At 63.8% G+C, this 22,198-nt stretch carries 26 protein-coding genes; 16 read left to right on the top strand and 10 right to left on the bottom strand.

Annotation, left to right across the window (positions count from 1 at the left end; genetic code table 11):
• Positions 1–29: 29 nt before the first annotated feature.
• Both HHL13_RS13505 and HHL13_RS13510 read right to left on the bottom strand, forming a co-directional pair.
• The gene (locus HHL13_RS13505) at positions 30–461 is read right to left on the bottom strand and encodes a DUF1810 domain-containing protein (protein ID WP_169556158.1); all 432 of its coding nucleotides are present in this window, start codon (positions 459–461) and stop codon (positions 30–32) included.
• Positions 458–1,075, bottom strand: coding sequence for an SOS response-associated peptidase (locus HHL13_RS13510; RefSeq protein WP_169556159.1), 618 nt, complete (start codon positions 1,073–1,075; stop codon positions 458–460). Before HHL13_RS13510 ends, HHL13_RS13505 begins: the two co-directional genes overlap by 4 nt.
• A 49-nt stretch (positions 1,076–1,124) precedes the next feature.
• Between HHL13_RS13510 and HHL13_RS13515 the strand changes: the two genes are divergently transcribed.
• From HHL13_RS13515 to HHL13_RS22400, 5 genes are all read left to right on the top strand, one after another.
• The gene (locus tag HHL13_RS13515) at positions 1,125–1,652 is read left to right on the top strand and encodes an SOS response-associated peptidase family protein (protein ID WP_169556160.1); all 528 of its coding nucleotides are present in this window, start codon (positions 1,125–1,127) and stop codon (positions 1,650–1,652) included.
• 43 nt (positions 1,653–1,695) lie between these two features.
• Entirely contained in the window at positions 1,696–2,061 is a 366-nt protein-coding gene (locus HHL13_RS13520) for a hypothetical protein (protein ID WP_169556161.1), read from the top strand.
• The gene (locus HHL13_RS13525) at positions 2,055–2,465 is read left to right on the top strand and encodes a nuclease (RefSeq protein WP_169556162.1); all 411 of its coding nucleotides are present in this window, start codon (positions 2,055–2,057) and stop codon (positions 2,463–2,465) included. Before HHL13_RS13520 ends, HHL13_RS13525 begins: the two co-directional genes overlap by 7 nt.
• Complete coding sequence (locus HHL13_RS13530; RefSeq protein WP_240953708.1) at positions 2,462–3,046, top strand: alpha-ketoglutarate-dependent dioxygenase AlkB; 585 nt, start codon at positions 2,462–2,464, stop codon at positions 3,044–3,046. Before HHL13_RS13525 ends, HHL13_RS13530 begins: the two co-directional genes overlap by 4 nt.
• 227 nt (positions 3,047–3,273) lie before the next feature.
• Positions 3,274–5,400, top strand: coding sequence for a hypothetical protein (locus HHL13_RS22400; RefSeq protein WP_206376924.1), 2,127 nt, complete (start codon positions 3,274–3,276; stop codon positions 5,398–5,400).
• Positions 5,401–5,647: 247 nt separating this feature from the next.
• Here the strand turns inward: HHL13_RS22400 and HHL13_RS13540 are convergent, their stop codons facing one another.
• Both HHL13_RS13540 and HHL13_RS13545 read right to left on the bottom strand, forming a co-directional pair.
• Positions 5,648–6,367: a hypothetical protein gene (locus tag HHL13_RS13540; RefSeq protein ID WP_169556163.1), complete on the bottom strand. Its 720-nt coding sequence runs from the start codon at positions 6,365–6,367 to the stop codon at positions 5,648–5,650.
• Between the two features lie 18 nt (positions 6,368–6,385).
• Positions 6,386–6,628: a hypothetical protein gene (locus tag HHL13_RS13545; protein ID WP_169556164.1), complete on the bottom strand. Its 243-nt coding sequence runs from the start codon at positions 6,626–6,628 to the stop codon at positions 6,386–6,388.
• Positions 6,629–6,927: 299 nt separating this feature from the next.
• Between HHL13_RS13545 and HHL13_RS13550 the strand changes: the two genes are divergently transcribed.
• The gene (locus HHL13_RS13550; RefSeq protein WP_169556165.1) at positions 6,928–8,721 is read left to right on the top strand and encodes a hypothetical protein; all 1,794 of its coding nucleotides are present in this window, start codon (positions 6,928–6,930) and stop codon (positions 8,719–8,721) included.
• Between the two features lie 3 nt (positions 8,722–8,724).
• On the opposite strand, the gene HHL13_RS13555 is transcribed toward HHL13_RS13550, so the two are convergent.
• Positions 8,725–9,372, bottom strand: a complete 648-nt coding sequence (locus tag HHL13_RS13555; protein WP_169556166.1) for a hypothetical protein — start codon at positions 9,370–9,372, stop codon at positions 8,725–8,727.
• A gap of 164 nt (positions 9,373–9,536) precedes the next feature.
• Here HHL13_RS13555 and HHL13_RS13560 point away from each other — a divergent pair, with 164 nt between their 5' ends.
• Genes HHL13_RS13560 through HHL13_RS13570 form a run of 3 tightly spaced genes read left to right on the top strand, consistent with a single transcriptional unit; the run spans position 9,537 to position 12,391 of the window.
• Entirely contained in the window at positions 9,537–10,667 is a 1,131-nt protein-coding gene (locus tag HHL13_RS13560; protein WP_169556167.1) for an ATP-binding protein, read from the top strand.
• 33 nt (positions 10,668–10,700) lie between these two features.
• Positions 10,701–11,522, top strand: coding sequence for a hypothetical protein (locus HHL13_RS13565; protein WP_169556168.1), 822 nt, complete (start codon positions 10,701–10,703; stop codon positions 11,520–11,522).
• Complete coding sequence (locus tag HHL13_RS13570; protein WP_169556169.1) at positions 11,519–12,391, top strand: bacteriophage abortive infection AbiH family protein; 873 nt, start codon at positions 11,519–11,521, stop codon at positions 12,389–12,391. Before HHL13_RS13565 ends, HHL13_RS13570 begins: the two co-directional genes overlap by 4 nt.
• 5 nt (positions 12,392–12,396) lie before the next feature.
• Here HHL13_RS13570 and HHL13_RS13575 read toward each other — a convergent pair whose 3' ends face one another.
• The 3 genes from HHL13_RS13575 to HHL13_RS13585 all read right to left on the bottom strand — a co-directional run bounded on the left by HHL13_RS13575 (position 12,397) and on the right by HHL13_RS13585 (position 15,650).
• Positions 12,397–13,332, bottom strand: a complete 936-nt coding sequence (locus HHL13_RS13575; RefSeq protein WP_169556170.1) for a DUF4238 domain-containing protein — start codon at positions 13,330–13,332, stop codon at positions 12,397–12,399.
• Positions 13,333–13,548: 216 nt separating this feature from the next.
• Positions 13,549–15,075: a tyrosine-type recombinase/integrase gene (locus tag HHL13_RS13580; RefSeq protein ID WP_169556171.1), complete on the bottom strand. Its 1,527-nt coding sequence runs from the start codon at positions 15,073–15,075 to the stop codon at positions 13,549–13,551.
• Positions 15,076–15,428: 353 nt separating this feature from the next.
• Positions 15,429–15,650 (bottom strand): hypothetical protein, encoded by a 222-nt coding sequence (locus HHL13_RS13585; RefSeq protein WP_169556172.1) that lies wholly within the window; start codon positions 15,648–15,650, stop codon positions 15,429–15,431.
• 157 nt (positions 15,651–15,807) lie between these two features.
• Between HHL13_RS13585 and HHL13_RS13590 the strand changes: the two genes are divergently transcribed.
• From HHL13_RS13590 to HHL13_RS13620, 7 genes are all read left to right on the top strand, one after another.
• Positions 15,808–16,920: an S-(hydroxymethyl)glutathione dehydrogenase/class III alcohol dehydrogenase gene (locus HHL13_RS13590; protein WP_169556173.1), complete on the top strand. Its 1,113-nt coding sequence runs from the start codon at positions 15,808–15,810 to the stop codon at positions 16,918–16,920.
• A gap of 30 nt (positions 16,921–16,950) precedes the next feature.
• A complete protein-coding gene (locus HHL13_RS13595) occupies positions 16,951–17,331 on the top strand; it encodes a VOC family protein (RefSeq protein WP_169556174.1) in 381 nt (126 codons plus the stop codon).
• Positions 17,332–17,341: 10 nt separating this feature from the next.
• The gene (gene purU, locus HHL13_RS13600; protein ID WP_169556175.1) at positions 17,342–18,199 is read left to right on the top strand and encodes a formyltetrahydrofolate deformylase; all 858 of its coding nucleotides are present in this window, start codon (positions 17,342–17,344) and stop codon (positions 18,197–18,199) included.
• A 170-nt stretch (positions 18,200–18,369) separates the two neighbouring features.
• The gene (locus tag HHL13_RS13605; protein ID WP_169556176.1) at positions 18,370–18,564 is read left to right on the top strand and encodes a helix-turn-helix transcriptional regulator; all 195 of its coding nucleotides are present in this window, start codon (positions 18,370–18,372) and stop codon (positions 18,562–18,564) included.
• Positions 18,551–18,985 (top strand): hypothetical protein, encoded by a 435-nt coding sequence (locus HHL13_RS13610; protein WP_169556177.1) that lies wholly within the window; start codon positions 18,551–18,553, stop codon positions 18,983–18,985. The genes HHL13_RS13605 and HHL13_RS13610 overlap by 14 nt, the downstream gene beginning before the upstream one ends.
• A gap of 26 nt (positions 18,986–19,011) precedes the next feature.
• Entirely contained in the window at positions 19,012–19,926 is a 915-nt protein-coding gene (locus HHL13_RS13615; RefSeq protein WP_169556178.1) for a TraB/GumN family protein, read from the top strand.
• Positions 19,927–20,026: 100 nt separating this feature from the next.
• Positions 20,027–20,443, top strand: coding sequence for a DUF1440 domain-containing protein (locus HHL13_RS13620; protein ID WP_169556179.1), 417 nt, complete (start codon positions 20,027–20,029; stop codon positions 20,441–20,443).
• 64 nt (positions 20,444–20,507) lie between these two features.
• Here the strand turns inward: HHL13_RS13620 and HHL13_RS13625 are convergent, their stop codons facing one another.
• Entirely contained in the window at positions 20,508–20,954 is a 447-nt protein-coding gene (locus tag HHL13_RS13625) for a hypothetical protein (RefSeq protein WP_169556180.1), read from the bottom strand.
• Positions 20,955–20,990: 36 nt separating this feature from the next.
• Entirely contained in the window at positions 20,991–22,175 is a 1,185-nt protein-coding gene (locus tag HHL13_RS13630) for an MFS transporter (protein ID WP_169556181.1), read from the bottom strand.
• Positions 22,176–22,198: the final 23 nt, after the last annotated feature.

Genomic DNA, 22,198 nt, shown 5'->3' on the forward strand with positions numbered 1-22,198 from the left:
GTCGTCGATGTGCCGGCGAGCCTGCGGACTTAACCACCAAGCTTAGCCAAGGTCGCCGGATCGTGCTGCCCGGCAAACCAGCGATCGAGCGCAGCGGCAAATAAGGGACTTGGTTCGGCCGCTTCGAACAGGGTCAGCGACGAGCGCAGCTTCATCGCATCGACCGCGCCGAAAACGTCTTGCGCGCTGATGCTGATATCGGTGATGTCCTGCAGCGCGCCGACGCACTCGCGCAGCCGGGCGCCAAGCACCGGGTGCGCCAGATAGGCCCGCGCCTCGTCCAGCGAGCGGATGCCGAAGAACTTCGCGGTCTCGCTGCGGCCAAGCCCAGCGAGCTGCGGGAAGATGAACCACATCCAGTGCGACCGCTTGGCGCCGCGCCGGATCTCGCCGAGCGCGATCGCATAGATCTGCGACTGCGCCTCGACGAACCGCTCCAGCGACCCCGCCTCGGCGGTCACAGCAGCGCACCCTGTGCCGGTGCGGGCGGATAGACCCGCACCGGTAGGAGACTGCCTTTGGGCAGGATGCGGAGCACGTCATCGGCCGGCACTTCCGGGTCCAGCCAGGCGGCCCAGCGGTCGCGCGGCAGCGGGATGATCTGGCGGTGATGATAGGGTGCGACGTCCTCGCCTGCGTCGAGGGTCAGCATCGTAAAGGCCTCGCCGACCGGGCTTTCGCGCCAGATGCCGGCGATGCAAAACCAGCGATGGTCCGCCATGGTGAAGAGCCATTTGTCGAGGCGCTTCTGCTTCGGGTCGTCGGGATCGGTGAACTCGTAGAAGCCATCGGCAAGGATCAGGCAGCGCCTGTCCGCGAACGACCGCCCCTCGGCGCGGTAGTTGTAGACCGGCTTCCCCTTGGCGCCCTGTCCCGGCCAGCTCCATCGTCGATTGACGAGCCCGCCGCCGCCGCCTGCGGCGCTGCGCACGATCGGCGCGATGTCGGTGATCTTGATGTCTTCGCGCGCCGCGACGTTGGGCGTGCCCTCGGGCAGGTCGATCTTGATCTTCAGATCGTCGAAATCCTCCATGATCGAGGCGATATCGACCTCGAGCCGGTAGTCATTGCACATCGACGATCTCCGATTTGCGCCAAGCCATCGTTCGCATTATGTTCTCACGATGAAAGCGAGTCCCTTCGAGTCGGAAGCCGCGTTTGGCACCCGTCGCCCCATCATCCGGCGGAACCCGGACAATATGCAAGAGGTCGAGATGGTCGAGGCCGGCTGGGGCCTCCAGCCCTGGGAGGGTCAGGGCACCAAGCCGTTCAAGTTCATCCGCTCGGAAGGCAAGATGTTTCCGACCCATCGCTGCCTGATCCCGGCAAGCGAGTTCCAGGTCAAGAATGGCGACCGGCGCTTCCGGGTGACGCTCGACGACGGCAACTGGTTCTATCTCGCCGGCGTCTGGCGGCCCGGCAATCCCGACTGGCCGCTGAGCTTCGCGGTGGTGACGATCGAAGCCAATCCCGATGTCTTCTTCTATCAGGAGCGGCAAGGCGCGGTGCTGCTGCGCCGCCAGAACATGGCCTGGCTCGACCTGAGCGTGCCGCAGGAAGAACTGCTCCAGCCCCTGCCCGCGCGCAGCTTCGCGATCGCGGAGATTGCCCCGCGCGTCGAGCTGCCGCGCCAGACCGAGCTGGCGCTCTGACATGCTGGCATCCCATCCCGAGAGCTTCGCGCTCGCCGAGGAAATGAGCGCGACGGACCAGTTGAACAGTGTTGCGCTGAGCGCCGCGCATCTCGAGGGAGCGATGCGGACAGTGGCGCAACTGCCGATGCACGCGCGGGACAATCCAATGGCGCAGGCGCTTGCGCTCCAGGCCTATGCCGAGCATGCCGGGCTAGTCGATGATGCTCTCGCCTCGGCCGCCCTGCATGCCCGGATCTCGGCGCTTGCCAAATGGACCGCCGCGCACGACCCCGAGCGTCAATCCACTGCCGAGGCGGTGATGGAAGCGGCCGCGCGGTTTGGCTTGACCGAAGAAGCTGACGGCATCGGCTTCGAGCCGGACCGGTTTCAGGAGCTGGTCCTGTTCATCGAGGAATTGCCATGGTGATCAGGATTGCGGCGCCGGCAGCGGCGATGCTGGCGATGTTCTGGTGCGCACCGGCCAAGGCCGATCCGTGCGAAGGCGCGCTTCCTACCTATGGCGCCAGCTTCTCGGGGACCGTCCGCTATATCGGCGACGGCGACATGCTGTGCGTGGGGGCCAAGGGCCGTCGCGACCAATGGATCGAAGTGCGGCTGGGCGACTTCTACGCGCCCGAGCTTCACGAGCGCGGCGGCGAGGATGCGAAGCGGCGGCTGATCCGGCTGGCAATGGGCAGGACGGTGATATGCCGCGCCGGACGCCGCAGCTACGACCGGATCGTCGCCTATTGCACGCTCGACGGGCAGCCCTTGGGCGAACTGTTACGCGCAAACGGTGGGCGGGAGGGCGGCCGCGGCTGGCGGCGATGAACGCGATGCTCGACCTGTTCGACAGCGAGATCGCGCCCGGGCTGGCGACCGCGCTCGATATGATCGCCCCGGCCGAGGAAGCTGATCTGATCATGCGGATCGATGCAGCGGACCTCAGCCCCTTTCGCTTCCAGCAATGGACCGGCAAGCGGCTGACCCATTCCTATGGCTGGCGCTATGATTTCGAGACCGGCCGGTTCGACAAGGCGGCGCCGATCCCGGACTGGCTCCACCCGACGCGCGAGCGCGCGGCACGCTTCGCCGGACTCGATCCCGACCAGCTCGTCCAGGCGCTGCTGATCCGGTACGATCCCGGTGCCGGCATCGGCTGGCATAAGGACCGGCCGGTGTTCGAGCATGTCATCGGCCTCTCGCTCGGCGCGCCCGCGACGATGCGCTTTCGCCGCCGCACCGGCGCCAAGTTCGAACGCCGCTCGGTCGAGCTGGCCCCTCGCTCGATCTACCATTTGAGCGGCGAGATCCGCCACGTTTGGGAGCACAGCATCTCCGAAATGGATCAGGCGCGCTGGTCGATCACGTTCCGCAGCCTGTCGGACGCGGCACGCCGCGCCGCCCGATGACAGGCCTGCTGCCCAGCGGTACCCGGACACCTCCCTCTTACCGGAGAACAGGGGCGTTGCGGGGGCGGAGCCTCCCGCAGAAGGGGTCCGCCGCGATATGAGCGCGGCGGCAGGGGAAGGCTTTCCCCTCTTCGATGCACGGCATTCCGGGCGGGAAGTTTCTTGACTTCGCGATGGCCCGGCTTCCAGACATTCCAGCGGGGGGAAGGCTTCCCGACGGATCACCAATGACGCTCGATATTCGCGGAAGCTTGAAGAACACCAAGATCAGCTCGAACCGCTACGTGGTTTTGGAAGAACTGATCTCGAACTCGATTGACTCCTTCCTGATCCGGCAACACGACGACCCCGCGCAGCGCAGCCTCGAGGTGAAGATCGTGGCGGAGATTGCCGCGACCGGCCTGCTTGGCGACGGTCAGGACCTGTACATCTCCTGCACCGACAACGGATGCGGCCTCGGCGACGACCAGACCGAGGCGTTCCTCACCAAGGACACATCCTACAAGGACGACCTCACGATCGCTGGGATCGGCAAGTGCAAGGGCGCAGGCCGCATCCAGTTCTTCCATCATTTCGAGCGGGTCGGCATTCGCAGCACCTATCGCAGCGAGGGTAAGGTCCTGATGCGAACGCTGCCGCTGGTCGCGGCACGAAAGAAGATCGATCTTACCGACTTCACCATCACGCATGGCGACGCGCAGGACATTGGCACCACCATCACGCTCGACGGCCTGAAGCCTGCAACGCGTGAGCGCCTCTACAAGGCGGACGCGCTGGGTGACGTCTTCTCCGCCGCCAATATGCGCCGCTACATGCTGGTCGCGTTCCTGCAGCGCCTCGTCAGCCTGAAATCGGAACTCGGCGACTTCAACATCATATTCGAGACCCGATACCCGAAGGATCGGGTCGAGACAGCTAGCCTTGGTGCGGCCGATCTCCCGTCGGTAACCGAAGTCAGAGTCGCTCAAATAGAGCAGCGCGATCCGCGCTCGGGAGGTCCGCTCGGCAAGTCGACGGACTTCACGCTCTCGCATTATAAGCTCGACGCAACAGTCTTCGACCTGCCGCGAAATGCGATCTCCTTCTGCGCGAAATCGTCCCCGGTCCAGGACATCACCCGGCGCTATCTGCGCACCACCGCCGAGCAGAACCGCGCGGTCGAAGGCTTTCATCATATCGTTCTGATCGAGGGCGAGCTTCTCGACCGGCGCGTGAATGAGCAGCGCGACGGCTTCGAAGGCATCCCGGACGAGATTCCCGTCGGCGATCTCTTCTCCGACGAGACGGTCTCCTATGCGGGCATCTTTGACCAGATTGATCCGATCATCGAGGAGATGGTCTCACCCTCGGGCTGGAGCCGGGATCAGGTGGTTGCAGATGTGACCGAAAGGTTCGGCGTCAACGCGGGGATGCTCGCCGATACCGAGACGAGGGTCGTCTATGGCGATACGCCGAAGAGTGTCGCGGAGCGCGTCCTGCGAAAATATCAGGATCGCATCATCGCCGAGACGGCCGAGATCTTCGACCTCAGGGAGGAGATCGAAAAGGCCGAGCCGCACACCGAGGATTTTCGGCAGAAAATCCACGAGCTGTCGTGGAAATACACTGCGTCACTCAAGACGATCGACATGGCGAATCTCTCGCAGCTGGTCGTGCGGCGGGCCGCGATCGTCGAAATCCTCGCGCTCGCGTGCGACCGCCAGCTCGCGGTGCAGGCGGTGAAGGAAGGCGAACGCCGACAGGACGAGCGCATCATCCACAACATCTTCTTCCCGATGAAGAAGGACAGCAAAGAGACGTCCGATCACGACATCTGGCTGCTCAGCGAAGAGTATCAATATTACGACCATATCGCCTCGGATAAGCCGCTCGCGCAGATCGAATGGGGCGACGGTGAGAAGCTGTTCGATCCGAGCATCGACGCCGAACTGGCGGAGACGTTGCGCCGCCGGACCGACGAAAACGGAGCCATGCGGCCCGACATCGCGATCTTCGGCAAGGAGGGGTCGGCGATCATCATCGAGTTCAAGGCGCCCGGCGTCAGCATGGACGATCATATCGGCGACCTCTCGGAATATGCGCATCTGCTTGCCGCGAAATCGAACGGCCGGCTGAAGAAATTCTACGGCTATCTGATCGGCGACACGATCGCGCCACTCCGGATGGCGGGGTGGACCCGCTTCGCCGCCGGCAAAGGCTATTTCCGCTCGACACCGCTGGAGGACCCCGAGAGCGGCCGAAATCTTGGCGAGCTCTACGCCGAGACTTTGTTCTTCGAGGATATCGTCAAACGGGCAAACCAGCGTATCGGGGTCTATCGCGAGAAGCTTCAGGTCGACCTTTCCAAGAAATAGGGGCACTGCGTGACGAGCCTGGCGGACATCGCAGCGGGTCGCCGGACCGGCCCCCTGACCGGCGAAACCTAACCAACGCCGGCCGAGCGGTGCAACCTGCTCGCGCATGGCGATCCGTTCGACGGCCTTCCGACCGGCGGGCTGCTTGAGCTGGTGCGCGACCTCATCAACTTTGCCTATCGAGGTTTTCATCGCCGAAGCAGCGGCGCTCGGCCGAACGGCATGAAAGGGCGGCCTTGGCGAAACGCTAGCTTCCGCGCGAAGCCAGCCATTTCAGAGCACCTGGAGTCGCGCTCCAGGCATCCTGCGCGTTGGCGGCGTAGATCGCGGCTTCATCGGGAGACCTGAACGAATAGGATTCGGTAGGGAGCCGGATCGACACCAGGCGCCGGGTCAGCGCGGCGACGACGTGAGGATTGGTGGCGATCGCCTTGTCGAGCAGCGCATCGGCATCGGCCGCACCATCCCGGAACGCGTGAAGCGCCAGCCAGTAGCGAAGCTCGGTCCGCTGCTCATCGCGATAACGGCGCACGATACGGCGCGCGGCCGGCCAATTGCCCGCCGACGCTTCCCACCCCATCAGCATCAATCGCGTGCCCGCACGGTCGTTTGGATCGAGCCGCAGCGCCAACCGCGCGTGGCGCAGCGCGTCCGCGCGGTTGCCCGGCCGCGCTGTTTCCCAAAGCAGGCGAGCCAGGTTTCCGAGCGCGCGCGTATGAGCATCCCGATCATAGCTGATGTTGTCGGCGACCTCGCCCTTCTGGAAAGCCGCACCGACGCAAGCAGCTTCCTTCAGCAGCGCGATCGCTTCCGCCCTAACCTCGGTTGCCGCTGCCAGCACCACATAGGCGTCGATCACCTCGGGGCGATGGTCCAGAATGGCGCGGGCCAATATCACGGCGTGCCCGGGCTCGTCCCTGTCGAGACAGTCCCAGGCGTCGTCGATCTGCCGCCTGTAGTCGGTCATCGCATCTGCTCCACCGCCCTAGTCAACGCCCTCGATCGTCAGCACCATGAGGTCGACGAGCTTGCCCGGACGGTCCGACGAGACATGCGCCAGATGGATTTCATAGCCGTCGCCCTCATTGGCGCGCACCCGGCGCACCAGATTCTGGAACGAGGCCAGGTCGCCATCGCGGTCGCTGGCCGGAGCCAGAGAAGCGCCGCCTTCGGTGCGCGTGAAAACGAAATTTCCGCCGCCTTCGACAAGCTCATCTATAAACGCCAACGCAGATTCCTTTCGCCCGTTGTTTCGAGCGTCCGACCGCTCAAGTCCAGCGTCGACCCTGCCGTCGCTAGCGAAGTTCGAACGAGTCCCGTGCGGGTCATGCGGGTAACCCTCTCGCCAGACTTGATGGGAATGTCGAGCCGGCGCACAATTCGGTCCCGGCGTCGCGCACCTTCGTGCGGCGCCGGCGCGAGGCGCGCAGATTGTCCGACCTGGATCGCTTTGACCCCCTGTTCCTAGCCCGGCCACCACGTCGGCCGTGCGCTGCCGGACGGATGGCGCAGCCCATGGGGCAAGCTATGCTCAAAGTGCCGTTCGCAAGGTGCGGCGACAAGGTGGCGCGACATGTGTCGGCGGTTACCAGCGTAAGGCAGGGACCGTTTCATTGCCTGGATTGCGGCGAGCCGCTGACCCTGCGCCAGCCGATCGACAAGCGCCGGCATTTCGCGCACCGGCCCGACTCGCTGTGCACCGGCGAGACAGCCCTTCACCGCTACGCGAAAGAACTGCTTGCGGCTGCGAAAACGCTGACGTTGCCGGCGCTGGTGCTCGAGGAGGAGCGCCTTCGCCAGACCGTGTTTGCGGCTGGCACCTATGCCTTCGATGCAGTGCTCCCCGAGCACAAGATCGGTACGTTCCAACCCGACGCGCTGGTCCGCTACCATGGGTTCGAGTTGGCGGTGGAGTTTCTCGTCAGCCACGCGGTAGACGGCGAGAAGCGATCGAAGGTGCGTGATCACGACATTTCGATGGTTGAGATCGACCTGTCCGGGCTGAAGGCGGGGCAGATGGACGGCGATACGCTCGATGCCGCGATCCTGCACACGGCGCCGCGCACATGGATCCATCACCGCAAGACCGCGGCGGCCCGGCGCAGGCTCGATGCCGCTGTGGCGAAAGAGAAAGCCGAGCGGGGCGCGCGGCTCAAGGGTCATATCCTGCGCCGGCGGCGTGCGAGCGTGCCCGATTGCTGGACAGCCGAGGCGGTAGCAGCCGTTCAGCGCACTGGTCTCGAGGCGCTGATCGGCATCGAAGTCGAAGGCTGCCATTGGTTCAACGTTCCCGCGGGGGATTGGCAGGCCGAGGCGTTGTTCGCGTTCGTGATCAAGCCGAGCGAGCAATATTCGCCGGGCGCAGCCCTCAAGGTCAAAGGCGCGTTTCCCAACGAACGCGATCTGTCGTCCGCGGTGCCCGACTGGATGATCCGGACGGATCTCGCCGCCTATCCCGTGAAACGTCTGGCCGAGGCCGGGTTCAGCAAGGAGAGCTATGGCAGCCCGCATGCCGCGGTCTGGCACTATCTTGCGGAGCTCACGGCAATGGGTCAGGCGGTATTCTGGAGCCGCGAGGACCAATGCTTTTACGTTGAGCCCGAGCTCCAGGGCCTGCTGCATCGCCGGACCGAACTGCGGTGGCGCGTGAAGAAGCTGCTCCGAGCCGCGGAAGTCGATGATGATGCCGGCTACCGGCAATGGGCAGCGACGTATTGCAGTTCGGACATGACGCCCTCGCAGCTAATCGAGGCGGGCGGCGACGCCTATGATGACCTTCTGGCGCGCATCGCGCGGCTCGAGACTATGGTGTCCGGCTACGTACCGAAGGTGGTCGACGACCTGTGCGGCCTGCCGCTCGAAGCGATCCGCCACCGCAACCAGGAGGCCATCGCTGCCGCCGAGGCTGAAAAGGCAGTCGCGCTGGAGAAGGCGGCATCGGATCGCCAGCGGTCGATTCGCCTCCAGGCGGGGCAGATGCTCGAAGGCGAAGCCGCGGCCTGGCTGGCACAGAAGGTCGCGGGCACCGAAACCAGCTTCGCGGATTTCGCCGGTGACAGCGATGACGCGCTGCTGCGGCTCGAGCGCCAGTTGGCCAAGGACAGTGATGCACGCCGAAAGCGCCTCGCGGCCGAACGCGAAGCGAGCCAATTGCGTGGCCAGTTGTTGGAGGCGGCGAAGCGGGCCTATCCGACCGAGCAACAGGCGGCGCTGTTCCTCAATTCTGGCCACCCGCGGCTGCAAGGCAGCCGGCCGATCGACCGCTGTCACAGCCAGCAGGATCTCTCCTTCATCCTGAGCCTGATGCCAAAGAAGCGTTGACCGTCAGGCCTTGGGCTCGCGATTGGCCGGAGAATAGCGGCCCCACCGGCCCCAAGGCAGCGATCGCAGTCCGTCCTTTTCGACCAGGTCGGCACACTCGCGCATCATGTCGGCGACCGCTTTCCACTGAGGACGATCGTCCTTGGCATAATAGACCAGGGCCGCCGCACCCGTCGCGATCCAGACCTCGCCGACGTCCCAGAGGAAATCCATCTTCCGACGGCCGGCGGGAAGCGCATAATCCTTCATGTCCCAGAACCAGCGGTTGAAGCTGGTATAGAAGTCCTTTCGCCAGGAATCGGTTTCCCAATAGCGGGCATGCTTGCCGTCGGGCACCTGGGCTGCGCTTTCGGCGGGAGCCTCAAGCTCCGCAAACTCAGGCTCTGGCCAGTCGGACTCCGCCTCTTCCCCCTCCTCCGGCGGACCGAGAAGGTTCCGCACAACACGCAAGACCTCTGCGACCTCCTTCCGGTAATCGGTGGCGGGCTTGAACCGATCATGGGTGGCAAGCAGTCCCGTCACGCTGTGCTTGAGCATCGCGAAGTAGACTGCGGCCTCATTGTCTCCTGGGTTGCGCCCCCAATGCTCCTCGACAACCCGGTCCATCCAGACCGCCACCACGTCATCGAGCGATCCGTCCCTCACCAGCATTTCTCCGATTTCAGCATCCGGCTTTGGTTCGACGCCTGCGCTCGTCCAAGAGCAACGGAAGCCGTTCTCCCACAATTCAAGGCGGCACCCCTTCGTCCGCCGTGCACACTGAATGTCAGCGGGACTCGCTTCGGACAAGACTGCAGACCTGCTATGCGATCGGCATGATCGAACGCCCGCTCGACGAGATCAGCCTGGCAGATATCGAAGCGCTGCAGACCTATGGCCGCAGCGAAGGGCCGACGCTGGACTTCAAGGAAGCCTTTCCCGGCGCTGACCATAAAGGGGTTCGGGACTTTCTCGCCGATGTGACCGCATTCGCCAACACCGACGGCGGCGACATCGTGGTCGGGGTGCGTGAAGACAAGAACGGCATCGCCGCGGAGATCGTCGGGATCGATCGGGCCGGCACCGACGAGGGGCTGCGCCGCATCGACGACCAATTGCGCACTTGCGTCGATCCAAGGGTCCCTCAGTTCCGGGTTCGCGAAATCGCGCTGCCCAACGGGAGGACGGTGCTGGTCATGCGCGTAGGCGCCAGCCTGATCTCCCCGCATAGAGTGGCGTATGACAAGAGCAGCCGCTTTTTCCGGCGCGCCAATCGAGGCAATTATGAGATGAGCACCGCCGAGCTTCGACAGGCGTTTGCCGCCTCCACCGACCTTCCGGCGCGCATCCGCGACCTCCACCACAAGGCCGTCGAGGCGACCGCCGGGGTCGATATGCCATGCCGCTTGGAGAGCTGGCCGACGGCCGTGCTGACTGTCGCGCCCCTGTCCGTCCTCCGAGCGGCGCGAGACGTCCCGTTCACTGGCGAGATGGCGGTTCTTCCACCCCGGCACACCAGTAATTTCCGCACGATTGTGGGGCTCGACCGGGTAGTCGTGCACTCGCCGGTCGATGCAAAGACCGGCGGCGTGCGGTGCTGGTCGGTGAATCACCGGCTTGGCTATGTCGATCTCGCCTGGAGTGTTGGACATGCGGATAGCGAAGGACACCGGCTGGTCTGGCCGAAATATTTCGTACCTGAGCTGAAGGGGATCGTGCCGTTCGTTATCGCCAGGCTGCGCAGCTTCGAAATCGAGGGCCCATGGATCGCGATGCTGACGTTCGTCGGGGTGAAGGACTATCGCATCATCGCAGGCGACGATTGGGTAAGCGAGGCTGCCTGGCAAGATCCAGCCTATCTTGGCGAGATCATCGAAGATGCGATGACACCCGATGCGCTGCTGCCGTTCACCCGGGCTTTCTGGCGATTATTTGGGGAAGATCGGCCGCCGCAGTCGCTGCTATGATATAACCTCGGTCATAGATTGGGAGTGGCGGTGATGACCCGCCGAAGTGAAATGCGTAGCAGCATCATCGACGTCTGGGATGTTCAAACTTACGATACCGACCTAGTCGCCATGCTCGCCAAGCATGGGCAACTGCTTGTCGACTATTTCCGCACGGATCAGGAGATCGACGCCGAATATAAGTCTTCGAACCACATCATGCGTCGCGACAACCCGTTCGCGCCCGCTTTCATGCGCTTGGTGGACGAAGTGTCTGGAGAGATGAATTCGCGGACTATTCGCGGTTGGCATTATACGCGAATTACCGACGATGAGCTCGAACGCGTACGTAGCGCGGGGCTCGCTCCAAGCACGATCCAGGGTCTGCGGGACCGTCTCGACCGCCGCGTCACCGTTGGTGATTTTACCGAAGCACAGGCTGACGCGATCTTCGCGGGAAGTCCGTTTCACGGGCAAGCGGCGTCGCGAGGAGGGAAGCTCTACATGATCGCGAATCCCGAGCCCCATGACTATGATGGACTGGAGGGAATCCTTGGCCATTGGGGCGGCGAGTCGGCGTACTTTTGGCAAGAAGACCCTGATATCCTGAACTTGCTCAGAGTCACTGGTCAGGCTGCGATCATCGAAATCGCGATGCCGATGTCGGCGAGCGAGCACCTCGCCAGCGCCGGGTCCTCTGTGGTGCATCGCTTCGCATTGTCCTTGGGTTGCAGTTGCGAGACGAAGGACTTCGAACTTTACACGACCCAGCCGCTGCCGACCTCGGCGATATTGAACGTCCATGTCGATGGCGGCGACCTCTTCCAGCGCGTCGCCCGCGGCTATCCAGAACGCTACCCGAATGAGGATGCATGAGCCGCGAGCGACTGTACGTCATAGGAAACGGCTTCGACCGGTATCACGGGATCGCATCGGGCTATCAGGATTTCGCCGCCTATCTGGCGCGGACCGATCGCACCGTTCACCGGATGATCGGCGAATATTTCTCGGCTGATGCGCAATTCTGGGCGGAGTTCGAAACGCGGCTGGCCGAATTCGACGCCGACCAGGCCGTCGATTACGCCTCACAGTTCCTCGACGACAAGGGATATGGCGACTTCCAATATGAGCTCGAGCAGATCGGCACCGGCTTGTCGACCACGCTCACCGCCCATTTCGGCGATTGGATCCGGGGGCTCGCCATTCCCGATGGCCGGTCAATAGCTGCGCCGTTGAACATCGATCCCTCGGCGCGTTTCCTCAGCTTCAACTATACGCCTACGCTATCGCAGATTTACGGCGTTCCGCGAAACCAGGTTCTTCACATTCACGGCGATGCGGCCGACCTCTCCGCGCCGCTCATCCTTGGTCACGGCTGGGAACGAAGGCCGGAGGACAGTCTCAATTTCAAGCCCGACGGGCCCGACGACGATTGGCGGGTTCGCGCCGGAATCGAGCATATCGACGACTTCTTCGCCGCGACGTTCAAGCCGACCGTCAAGCTGATTGAGAAGAACCGCAGCTTCTTCGACAGCTTGGTGGACATTCGCGAGGTCATGATCATGGGCCACGGACTTGCGGAGGTGGATCAGCCCTATCTGGAGGCGATCATGGACCGTGTGGATCTGGCGACGACGCTATGGACGATCAGCGTGTTCAACGACCTGGAGGAGCGGCGCGCGCTGTTCGGGGCGTTCGGCATCTCGCCGCATCTCGTCACGTACAAGCCGCTCGCGCTGTTCTAGGATTTTCAGGTGAAGCGCACTTCCTTCGGCAGCTGCGTCAACGCCTTCAAATAAGCCGGATCGTTTCCGTAAATCTGGGTGTCGGATTTTCCGTAAATCCGGTGGTTGTAGCTCTCTACTGAAATCTGGCCGACGTCGACGCGATCCAGGGGGTATCGCGCTTTGCTGGCAGTGAAGATCATGGCGAGATCGGGTTGCAGCGGGTAATAGAAGTCGAGCTCCTCGACCTCGATTCCGAGGAGATTGATGACCGGCTGATCGCCGGTGATGAAAGGTATCGCGGACAGGTTCCGGAGCAGAACGATCCGGTAGTCGCGGCGTTGGCGGACGAGGCTGGAAGCAAGGTTTGTCGCATAGATAAAGGCCTCGATCGGCCATGTTCGCCGCATCTCGTGCGGAAGCGGGTTTTCGATTGCGAGCATCGCATTGCGAAGCTTGGCGGTTCGAAAATATTGATGCGTGATGTAGTCGATGAACCCCATCCAGCCCGCTTCCTCCGCATAGAAGCTCGTATCCCCGAGCCGCAGAGCATCGATGAGCGGTAAGCCGCGATCCTCGGTGGCGCCGTGAAATCGCTCGCCAAGCGTCCTTTCGACCTCGCGAAGTGTCGTCTCGAGCTCTTCGCGAAGCGCTGGCTCGATTTCGAACGACTTCAGTCGATCCCGGATCGAGAAAGTCATCTGGAAGCTGTCGATCCAGCCGCGATTGAGGTCGCGGAGCTTGGCATCGTTCGATTTCGAGATCACTTGATGCAGGTAGGCGAGGTCGTCCGGCGTGAGTTCGTGAAACTCGTAGAAGAACCTCTGGGCGCCAACGTTTCGCGGTGTCGTCTGGAACGGCTCGGGCTGATCAGCCCGCTTGCACCATATCTTCCTCGGCGCGCCCCACGCCCGAAGGTAATGCTGCCAGACATAATGCTGGTTGGCGGTCAGGTCGGACATGGCTGGCGGATCCGCGGTACGCAGCACACGGGCATGAGAGCGCTTCGTTTATCGTGCGCGGCATATGTGAGCGCCGATTTCATGGTTGCCGGCCTAGTCCGTTGCGTGTGCTCGGGGAAGTGCGGTCGATGCGCGGCCTGGCGGCAGAACGCCGGCGCCGGCAGGATGGTCTCTTATCCGAGGGCGCTATCGTCGAAGGGGAGTTTGTCATCGCGATCACGCGGCGGCCGCAAACTCCATCGTGCGGTTCTGGATTTCGGCCCAGGCTTTGACAGCGTCGGCGGAGTAGACCACGCGACGGCCGATCTTCCGAAACGCCGGCCCGGTTCCCATCCAGCGATAGGTCTGGAGCGTGCCGACAGTCATTCCGAGCATCACTGCGACAGCAGGCGTATCCAGCCAGCACGTTTTGATGATCGCGCCCAGGATAGGATCAGGCTTTGGAGCATCGATCTCCGATTGCAGCGCCCAGAACGCCGCGAACGGATCATCGATTTCCGCGGCGCCGACGGTAACCGAAAGCGTCTGATCGAGCTGCTTCGCTATTTCGTCGGAGATCCGGTCCGCCGCCGACTTCAAAGGATGATCGGAAAGATGGGTGTAGCGTTCGGTCGTCTTCGTGCTGCGGTGACCGAGCAGCGCGCCGATGATCAGCATGCTGTCGCCATTCGAGGCGCCGACCGACGCAAAGCTGTGGCGGAGATCATGGATGCGGACATCCTCGATTCCTGCGGTCACGCGGACGCGGGTCCAGACCGCCTGCAAATCGGTGACGCGGGTGCCCTCCTTCTTCCCGGGGAGAAGGTAAGGGTTGCCCTCGACATAAGGGATGCCGACGATCACCTTCATCGCGGGTGCGCCGAGATGGACAATTTTCGCTCCGGTCTTGCTGTCTGGGAGCCGGAGGCAGCGGTGGTGCGGGTCGATATAGCCCCGCTTCAACGTCAGGATTTCGTTGCGGCGGCATCCAGTCAGGATCAGCAGCCGAATAGCCGCGATCGCAAACGGGCTTTCAACGCCGAGCGCGTCGGCCGCTGCGAGCGTCTCACCGAGCCTGGCGAGCTCGGCAGGCGAGAGAAAGCGCTCCATCTTCTTGCTTGGGAATTTCTTGACGCCGATCGCCGGATTATCGAGCCGTACACCCCGCATCACGCCGAAGCCCAGCGCGGCACTCAGCGTCGAAACGGCCTTGTTGGCGGCGCCCTTGCCTCCGCGCGTGCGCGAAAGGCCGCGATGACCCGTCTTGCGGGTTCGGCGGGTCTTTCCTTCTGCGACCTCCCGCAGCATCTGCTCGACATCGGCGCGCGAGAGTTTCGACGCCCGGCGACGACCGATCCGCGGTTTGATGTGGTTCTCGATATCCTTTCGCGCGGAGTCGATTGAGGTCTGCTTTGCCGTCAAAAGGCCCTCAGCAAGATAAGCATCGCAAAGTTCTCCGACAGTGAGTTCCTTGCGTTGTGCTATTTTAATCTCTTGCGGATCGATTCCTTCTGCAACTTTACCTAACAATACTTTAGATTCCGCGCGGGCAGTTTCGGGCGTCCACGGCGATCCATGCGGCCCGATCTTGAACCTGCGCTGGCGGCTGTCGAAGCGATATTGAAGGATGTAGACCAGCTTGCCCGCCGGGGAGATTCTCAGCCCGAAACCAATGACATCACTGTCCCACAGGAAGCGGTCGGTTCCATCGGCACAGAGGCCGTCGACGACCCGCTTGGTAATTCGAACGCGCTCGGTGGACATGCTATACTACTCCAACCCGACCTCAGCTTTCCGGGAGCGTCCGAAATTTGGAAGCAGATCGGAAGCAAGAGGCAGAATATCGTGGGTTGAATTGTCGCTTTATCGGCTAGGTGAGTCAACAAGAAATGGCTGAAATCGTAGGTTTGGATAGATTAGCGCAAGTAAAAAAGCCAATTGGTAAGGCTGAGGTCGTGAGTTCAATCCTCACCGGCAGCACCATTTTCCCCCGCTGAACGGGGTCCAGCGCCGCCACGGCTGCGCTGAATGGAGCGAGGTGAGACGCCTCGCATCCGCCGCATTGCAACATATTATATGTAGCGCGATCTGCCCCGCGTGGCGCGGGTGCGAGCCGGTCAGTCCTCGACACCCTCTTCGCGCGGCTGCTGGTGCGTGATGCGGAGCTTGCCGCGGCGGCCATAGATCCAGTCCATCACCGCCCAGTCGCGCTTGCGCACCCGCTGACGTTCATGCCGCCGCGCCTCGTGAGCGAGATACTTTTTCCGGTCGATGAAGCGGGTGATCAACGGAACCACCACGATAAGCGCCAGCACTCCAAACGCCGCAAAAAGCATCATGTTCGAATCCCCCCGGATTTGTGCAGGTGCGAAGTTGCACGATTTTCGCAGGAAGACACCAGGATTCTTATCCGGCGTCCGGGGAATGAATGGCGCGGCAGGTTGCAACCGGGCGGGGTTTCTCCGATCAGGGCCGCAAAATCCCCGGAGAACCGCCATGAAGACCCGCGCCGCAGTCGCATTCGAAGCCAAGAAGCCGCTGGAGATCGTCGAGCTCGACCTCGAAGGCCCCAAGGCCGGCGAAGTGCTGGTCGAGATCATGGCGACCGGCATCTGCCATACCGACGCCTATACGCTCGACGGGTTCGACAGCGAGGGCATCTTCCCCTCGGTCCTCGGCCATGAAGGCGCGGGCATCGTCCGCGAAGTGGGCGCGGGTGTCACCAGCGTGACCCCGGGCGACCATGTGATCCCGCTCTACACCCCGGAATGCCGCCAGTGTAAGTCGTGCCTGAGCGGCAAGACCAACCTCTGCACCGCGATCCGTGCGACGCAGGGCAAGGGGCTGATGCCCGACGGCACGACCCGGTTCAGCTACAAGGGCCAGCCGGTCTTCCATTATATGGGCTGCTCGACCTTCTCCAACTTCACCGTGCTGCCCGAGATCGCGCTCGCCAAGATCCGCGAGGACGCGCCGTTCCAGTCGAGCTGCTATATCGGTTGTGGCGTGACTACCGGTGTCGGCGCGGTCATCAACACCGCCAAGGTTCAGGTGGGCGACAATGTCGTCATTTTCGGGCTGGGCGGCATCGGCCTGAACGTGATTCAGGGCGCGCGGCTGGCCGGCGCGAACAAGATCATCGGCGTCGACATCAACCCCGACCGCGAGGAATGGGGCCGCCGCTTCGGCATGACCGACTTCCTCAATTCGAAAGGCATGAGCCGCGAGGACGTGGTGGCGCGGATCGTCGCGATGACGGATGGCGGCGCGGACTATACGTTCGACGCGACGGGCAACACCGAAGTGATGCGGATCGCGCTCGAGGCGTGCCATCGCGGCTGGGGCACCAGCATCATCATCGGCGTCGCCGAGGCGGGCAAGGAGATCGCCACCCGCCCGTTCCAGCTGGTCACCGGCCGTAACTGGCGCGGCACCGCGTTCGGCGGGGCAAAGGGCCGCACCGACGTGCCCAAGATCGTCGACATGTACATGACCGGGAAGATCGAGATCGACCCGATGATCACGCACGTGATGGGCCTTGAGGAGATCAACAAGGGCTTCGACCTGATGCATGCGGGCGAGAGCATCCGCAGCGTCGTCGTCTACTGAACCGAAAACCATAAAAGCGGGAGAGAGACCATGTTCAGCCATGTGATGGTGGGCAGCAACGACATTGCCCGGTCCAAGACATTCTATGATGCCCTTTTCGTCGCGATGGGCGGCAGGGCCGGGATGCAGGACCCCAAGAACCGGCTGATCTACATGAAGGACGGCAGCGTCTTCATGGTCTCGCCCCCGATCGACGGCCAGCCCGCCTGCCACGCCAATGGCGGCACGATCGGCTTTGCGATGACGCCCGAACAGGCCGATGCCTGGCACGCCGCGGGCGTCGCCAATGGCGGCACTGCGATCGAGGATGCGCCGGGCATCCGCAACGCCGGATTCGGCGACATGTATCTCGCCTATCTGCGCGATCCCGACGGCAACAAGCTGTGCGCACTACACCGCGTTCCGGCCTGAACTGCCGCCGATGACCGACGCAACTGCGCCCGCCTGGGTCCTCACGCTCGATTGCGAGGACCGGCCGGGGATCGTCGCCGCGGTCAGCGGTTTTCTGGCCGAACGCGACGGGTTCATCCTCGACAGCCAGCAATATGCCGACCTGGATTCGGGCCGCTTCTTCATGCGGGTCGAGTTCAAGGCGGCTGGCGAACCGTTCGAGACCGGGCGGCTACAGGCCGAGTTCGCGCCCGTGGCTGAGCGGTTCGGGTTCGACTGGGCGCTGGCCGACGCTGGGGCCAAGCCGCGCATCCTGATCGCGGTTTCCAAGGGATCGCACTGCCTGAACGACCTGCTCCACCGCTGGAAGACCGGCGGGCTGGGGGTTGAAATCGCGGGCGTGGTCTCGAACCACGACACGCTGCGCGACCTGACCGAATGGCATGGCCTGCCCTTTCACCTGCTGCCCGAGGGCAAGGAGGCGCAGGAGGCCGCGATCCTCGACCGGTTCGAGGCGAGCGGGGCGGATTACCTGATCCTCGCCCGCTACATGCAGATCCTGTCGACCGGCCTGTCCGAGCAGCTGGCGGGGCGGTGCATTAATATCCATCACAGCTTCCTGCCCGGCTTCAAGGGCGCCAAGCCCTATCACCGCGCCCATGCGCGGGGGGTGAAGCTGATCGGTGCGACCGCCCATTTCGTGACCAGCGACCTCGACGAAGGGCCGATCATCGAGCAGGCGGTGGAGCGAGTCGATCACCGTGCCTCGGTCGAGGACATGATCCGCATCGGCCGCGACATCGAGGCGCAGGTGCTGGCCCGCGCGGTGCAGTGGGTCGGCGCCCGGCGGGTGTTCCTCAACGGCAACCGGACCATCGTTTTCCGCTGAGCTTCCAGCCAGTTCCGTTCCCGCAGCGTGGTGAAAGTCATGCGCAAACCGTCGCGCGTCCCTTGCAGGTGGTAAGGGTCGCTTGACACAGTCGTGAGTCACTGTCATTTAGTCAGTGTAACCTGACATTCGGTCAGGGTATGGCGACACTCACAAAGGGTGGGGAAGCGATGAAGAACAGGCTGAAGGTGCTGCGCGCCGAACGCGACTGGAGCCAGGCGGAGCTTGGCGGCCGGCTGGGCGTGTCGCGGCAGGCGGTCAACGCGATCGAGACGGGCAAATACGACCCCTCGCTCCCGCTGGCCTTCCGCATCGCGCGGCTGTTCGATTTGAAGATCGAGGATGTGTTCGATGACGGCGAGTGAGGGCGTGGGCGCAGGCGAACGTGCGGGCAAGGCGCGGCGCAAGCGGATCATGGGCGTGGTCACCCTGCTGGGCATCTCGGGCGGCATCGTCGGGTTCCTGACGTCGAAATATAGCGACAACGGCCCCGGCGGCTTCCTGCAGGGCGACCTGCCGGCATGGACCGCGATCCTGGCGTCGGTGGTGATCGTCGTGTCGCTCACCTGGGGCAGCTGGAAATTCTTCCAGGTCGTCGACGAGGTCGAACTGCGCGACAATTATCTCGCCAGCACGGTCGGCCTGTATTTCTACATGATCCTCTACGCGGTCTGGTACCTGCTGTGGTGGGGCAAGCTCGTGCCCGAACCTAGCCATGAATGGCTGTTCGCCAGCACCCTCGCCGCGTCGCTGATTGCCTATCTCTGGAAGAAATTGCGGCCGTAAGCCGCGTGATTGGGGAGTATCCGTATATGTTGAAGAAGCTGATCCTTTCGACCGCCGCACTGGCCGTCACCTTTGCGGGCGCTCCGGCATTCGCACAGGCCGCCCCGGCGCCTGCCGCTGCTACGGCAACGACCGAAGCCAACCCCGCTTTGTGGGTGCTGAAGGACGACGACACGACCATCTATCTGTTCGGCACGGTCCATGCGCTGAAGCCCGGGCTGAGCTGGTTCGACAGCGCGGTGCGGCAGGCGTTCGACAAGAGCGACCAGCTCGTGCTCGAAATGGTCGAGCCGGCCCCGGCCGACCTCCAGGCGATCGTGATGCCGATGGCGCTGAATCCCGCAGGACCGACGATCACGTCGCAACTGCCGGAGAACAAGCGCGCCGCCTATGCCGCAGCCGTCGTCGGCCTTGGCGCTCCCGCCACCGCGCTCGACAATTTCGATCCGTGGTTCGCGGCGATCGCGCTGACCGCCGGTTCGCTGCCCAAGTTCGGCTATGATCCCAATCAGGGCGTCGAGAAGGTCCTGACCGCCGCCGCCAAGGAAGCCGGCAAGCCGATCGCCGGGCTGGAGACGGCCGCGGAGCAGCTTGGCTTCCTCGATCGCCTGCCGATGGACGTGCAGATCCGCTATCTGGTCAGCACGGTCGATCAGTTGCCCAAGACGGGCGAGATGCTCGACAAGATGGTCGGCGTATGGGCCAAGGGCGATCCGGACGCGCTCGCCGCGCTGATGAACGAAGGGATGCGCGAGGTCCCCGAAGTGGGGAACGCCCTGCTGACCCAGCGCAACGCCAACTGGGTCGAATGGATCGCCAAGCGGATGGACCAGCCGGGCACCATCTTCATCGCCGTCGGCGCGGGCCATCTGGCCGGTTCGGACAGCGTGCAGGCCATGCTGGCGAAGAAGAACCTGAAGGTCGTCCGCGTCGAATATTGACACTTCGAGCCTCCGAAGTTGCGCGTGACTTGACGCGCGACGGGGGCCGGTGAAGGGATGCGCAAACGCCCGAGTGCCCGGGCTGCCTGAAGAGGTGCGCATGTCGACCGGCCCCCGACCCTTTATCGGACTGGCAGCAGGAATCGCCGCGGGGCTGGTGGCCGCCGCGGCGGTTTCCGCGTTTCAATCACAACTTGCGAAGCTGGAACCGGACGGTGACGAAGCCGAAGCGGCCGATCCGCCCGTTCCGGCCGTGCCCGAAGGCGCCTCACCCTATGTGATCGGCGCGGTGATGGGCGGCATTTTCGGGGTGCTGAGCGAGTATAAGCCCGAAGCGAGCACCGGCTTTGGCGGCGCCTATGGACTGGCTACCACCGCGCTGGCCGACCCCGCCGCGGTTATGGAAGTTGATGCGGAAGTTGAGACTGCCGAACCGGTGGTGTGGGGCGTCGGCGCGCATCTGGTGTTCGGCGCGGTACTGGAAGGGGTCCGCTGGCTGATCGCGGGGCGGCGATAGGTTTCAACTTACCGGACCGATCCCCTCTTGTTCCTCTCTCATAGGGAGAGGCTAAATATGCACCTCAGAAAAATTCCGGGAAGATGCGCTCGATTTCCGCCGGCAGGTCGCCATGACCCGATGAGAGGCCATGATAGGCAAGCAGCCGGGTGACCAGCGTCGTCCGATAGGGCCCGATGCCCGGCGTCGCCTCCAGCCCCGACCGGCCGGATTCGGCGAGGCGATCGGCGAGATCGCCGAGAGTCTTGTAGCCTGAAGCGGTCAGACTCTTGCGAAGCCCGGCGGGCAAGCCGCACTGGCTGACCGGCAGATCGCGGCTGCTCGCGCCAGGTTGGGTGGACCTCAGCCGCGTGGCCGACGATTTCTCGCGCTTCAACGACCGGCGGATATGCGAAAGCTGGCCACTGGTCAGACCCAGCTTTCGGCCGATCTGGCGATAGGTCGAACCCGCGGCGCGCAGTTCGCGCGCTTCCTCGAGATTATGGGCGGCCTGTTCGAGCTTGCTCAGCATTGGGACCGCTCTAGCCCCGTGGCCGGGCGACGCCAATCAGGCGCCGCAAAGCTCGCCGTGCGCGGCGGCCGGCTCGCGCCGCCACAGCAGGACGGCGGCGAGCCCCGCCAGCGACGTCGCCGCACCGGCAAGTGCGACCGCCGGGTAGCCGAGGCCCGAAGCGATCACGCCGCCGCCCAGCGCCGCGCCGATTGCATTGCCGAGATTGAACGCGCCGATATTGACCGCCGAGGCGAGGTTCGGCGCATCGCCGGCCGCGCGCATCACCCGCACCTGAAGCGGAGGCACAAGAGCAAAGCTGGCCACGCCCCATAGGAAGATCAGCACCGCGCTGACGCCGGCATAGGGCATCAGCACCGCATAGGCGACGAGGATCGCCGAAAGCGACGCGAGGGTGACGATCAGCGTGCGATCGACCGAGCGATCGGCATAGCGCCCGCCCAGCCAGTTGCCGACGGTGAGGCCAAGACCATAGACGACCAGCATCGTCGTCACGAAACCGAGCGACGCGTGCGTCACGTCGCGCAGGATCGGCACGATATAGGTGAACACGGTGAACATCGCGCTCGATCCGACGACGGTGAGCGCCAGCGCGCCGATCACATCGCCACGCGTCATCACGCGCAGTTCGCGCATCACATCCGAACCCGCAGGCGCCGGAAGCGGTGGCAGCGCGAACCGCAGCGCCGCCATCGTGGCGAGGCCCAGCGCGGCGATGCCCCAGAAGGCCGAACGCCAGCCGAGATGCTCGCCCGCCCAGGTGGCCAGCGGCACGCCGACGACATTCGCGACGGTAAGGCCCATGAACATCGCCGCCACCGCGCTGGCGCGGCGATCCGGCGCGACGAGGCTGGCGGCAACGATCGAGCCGACGCCGAAAAAGGCGCCGTGATTGAGCGAGGTGATCAGCCGCGAGGCGAGCAGCATCCCATAGCCATCGGAAACAGCGGACAGGAGGTTGCCGAGCGTGAAGATGCCGGCAAGGCCGATCAGCAGCGTGCGGCGCGGCACCCGCCCGGTGGTGAGCGTCATCAGCGGCGCGCCGATCATGACGCCGAGCGCATAGGCGCTGATCAACAGGCCCGCGGACGGAATCGAGACCTGAAGATCGCCCGCGATCAACGGCAACAGGCCCATCGGCGCGAATTCGGTGACGCCGATGCCGAACGCCCCGATGGCGAGCGCGAGCAACCCCAGCGTTCCGCGTTGCCGATATTCCATATCCCTGCTTCCTTCTGCTATGC

Source organism: Sphingomonas sp. G-3-2-10 (assembly GCF_012927115.1).
Lineage (GTDB): Bacteria > Pseudomonadota > Alphaproteobacteria > Sphingomonadales > Sphingomonadaceae > Sphingomonas.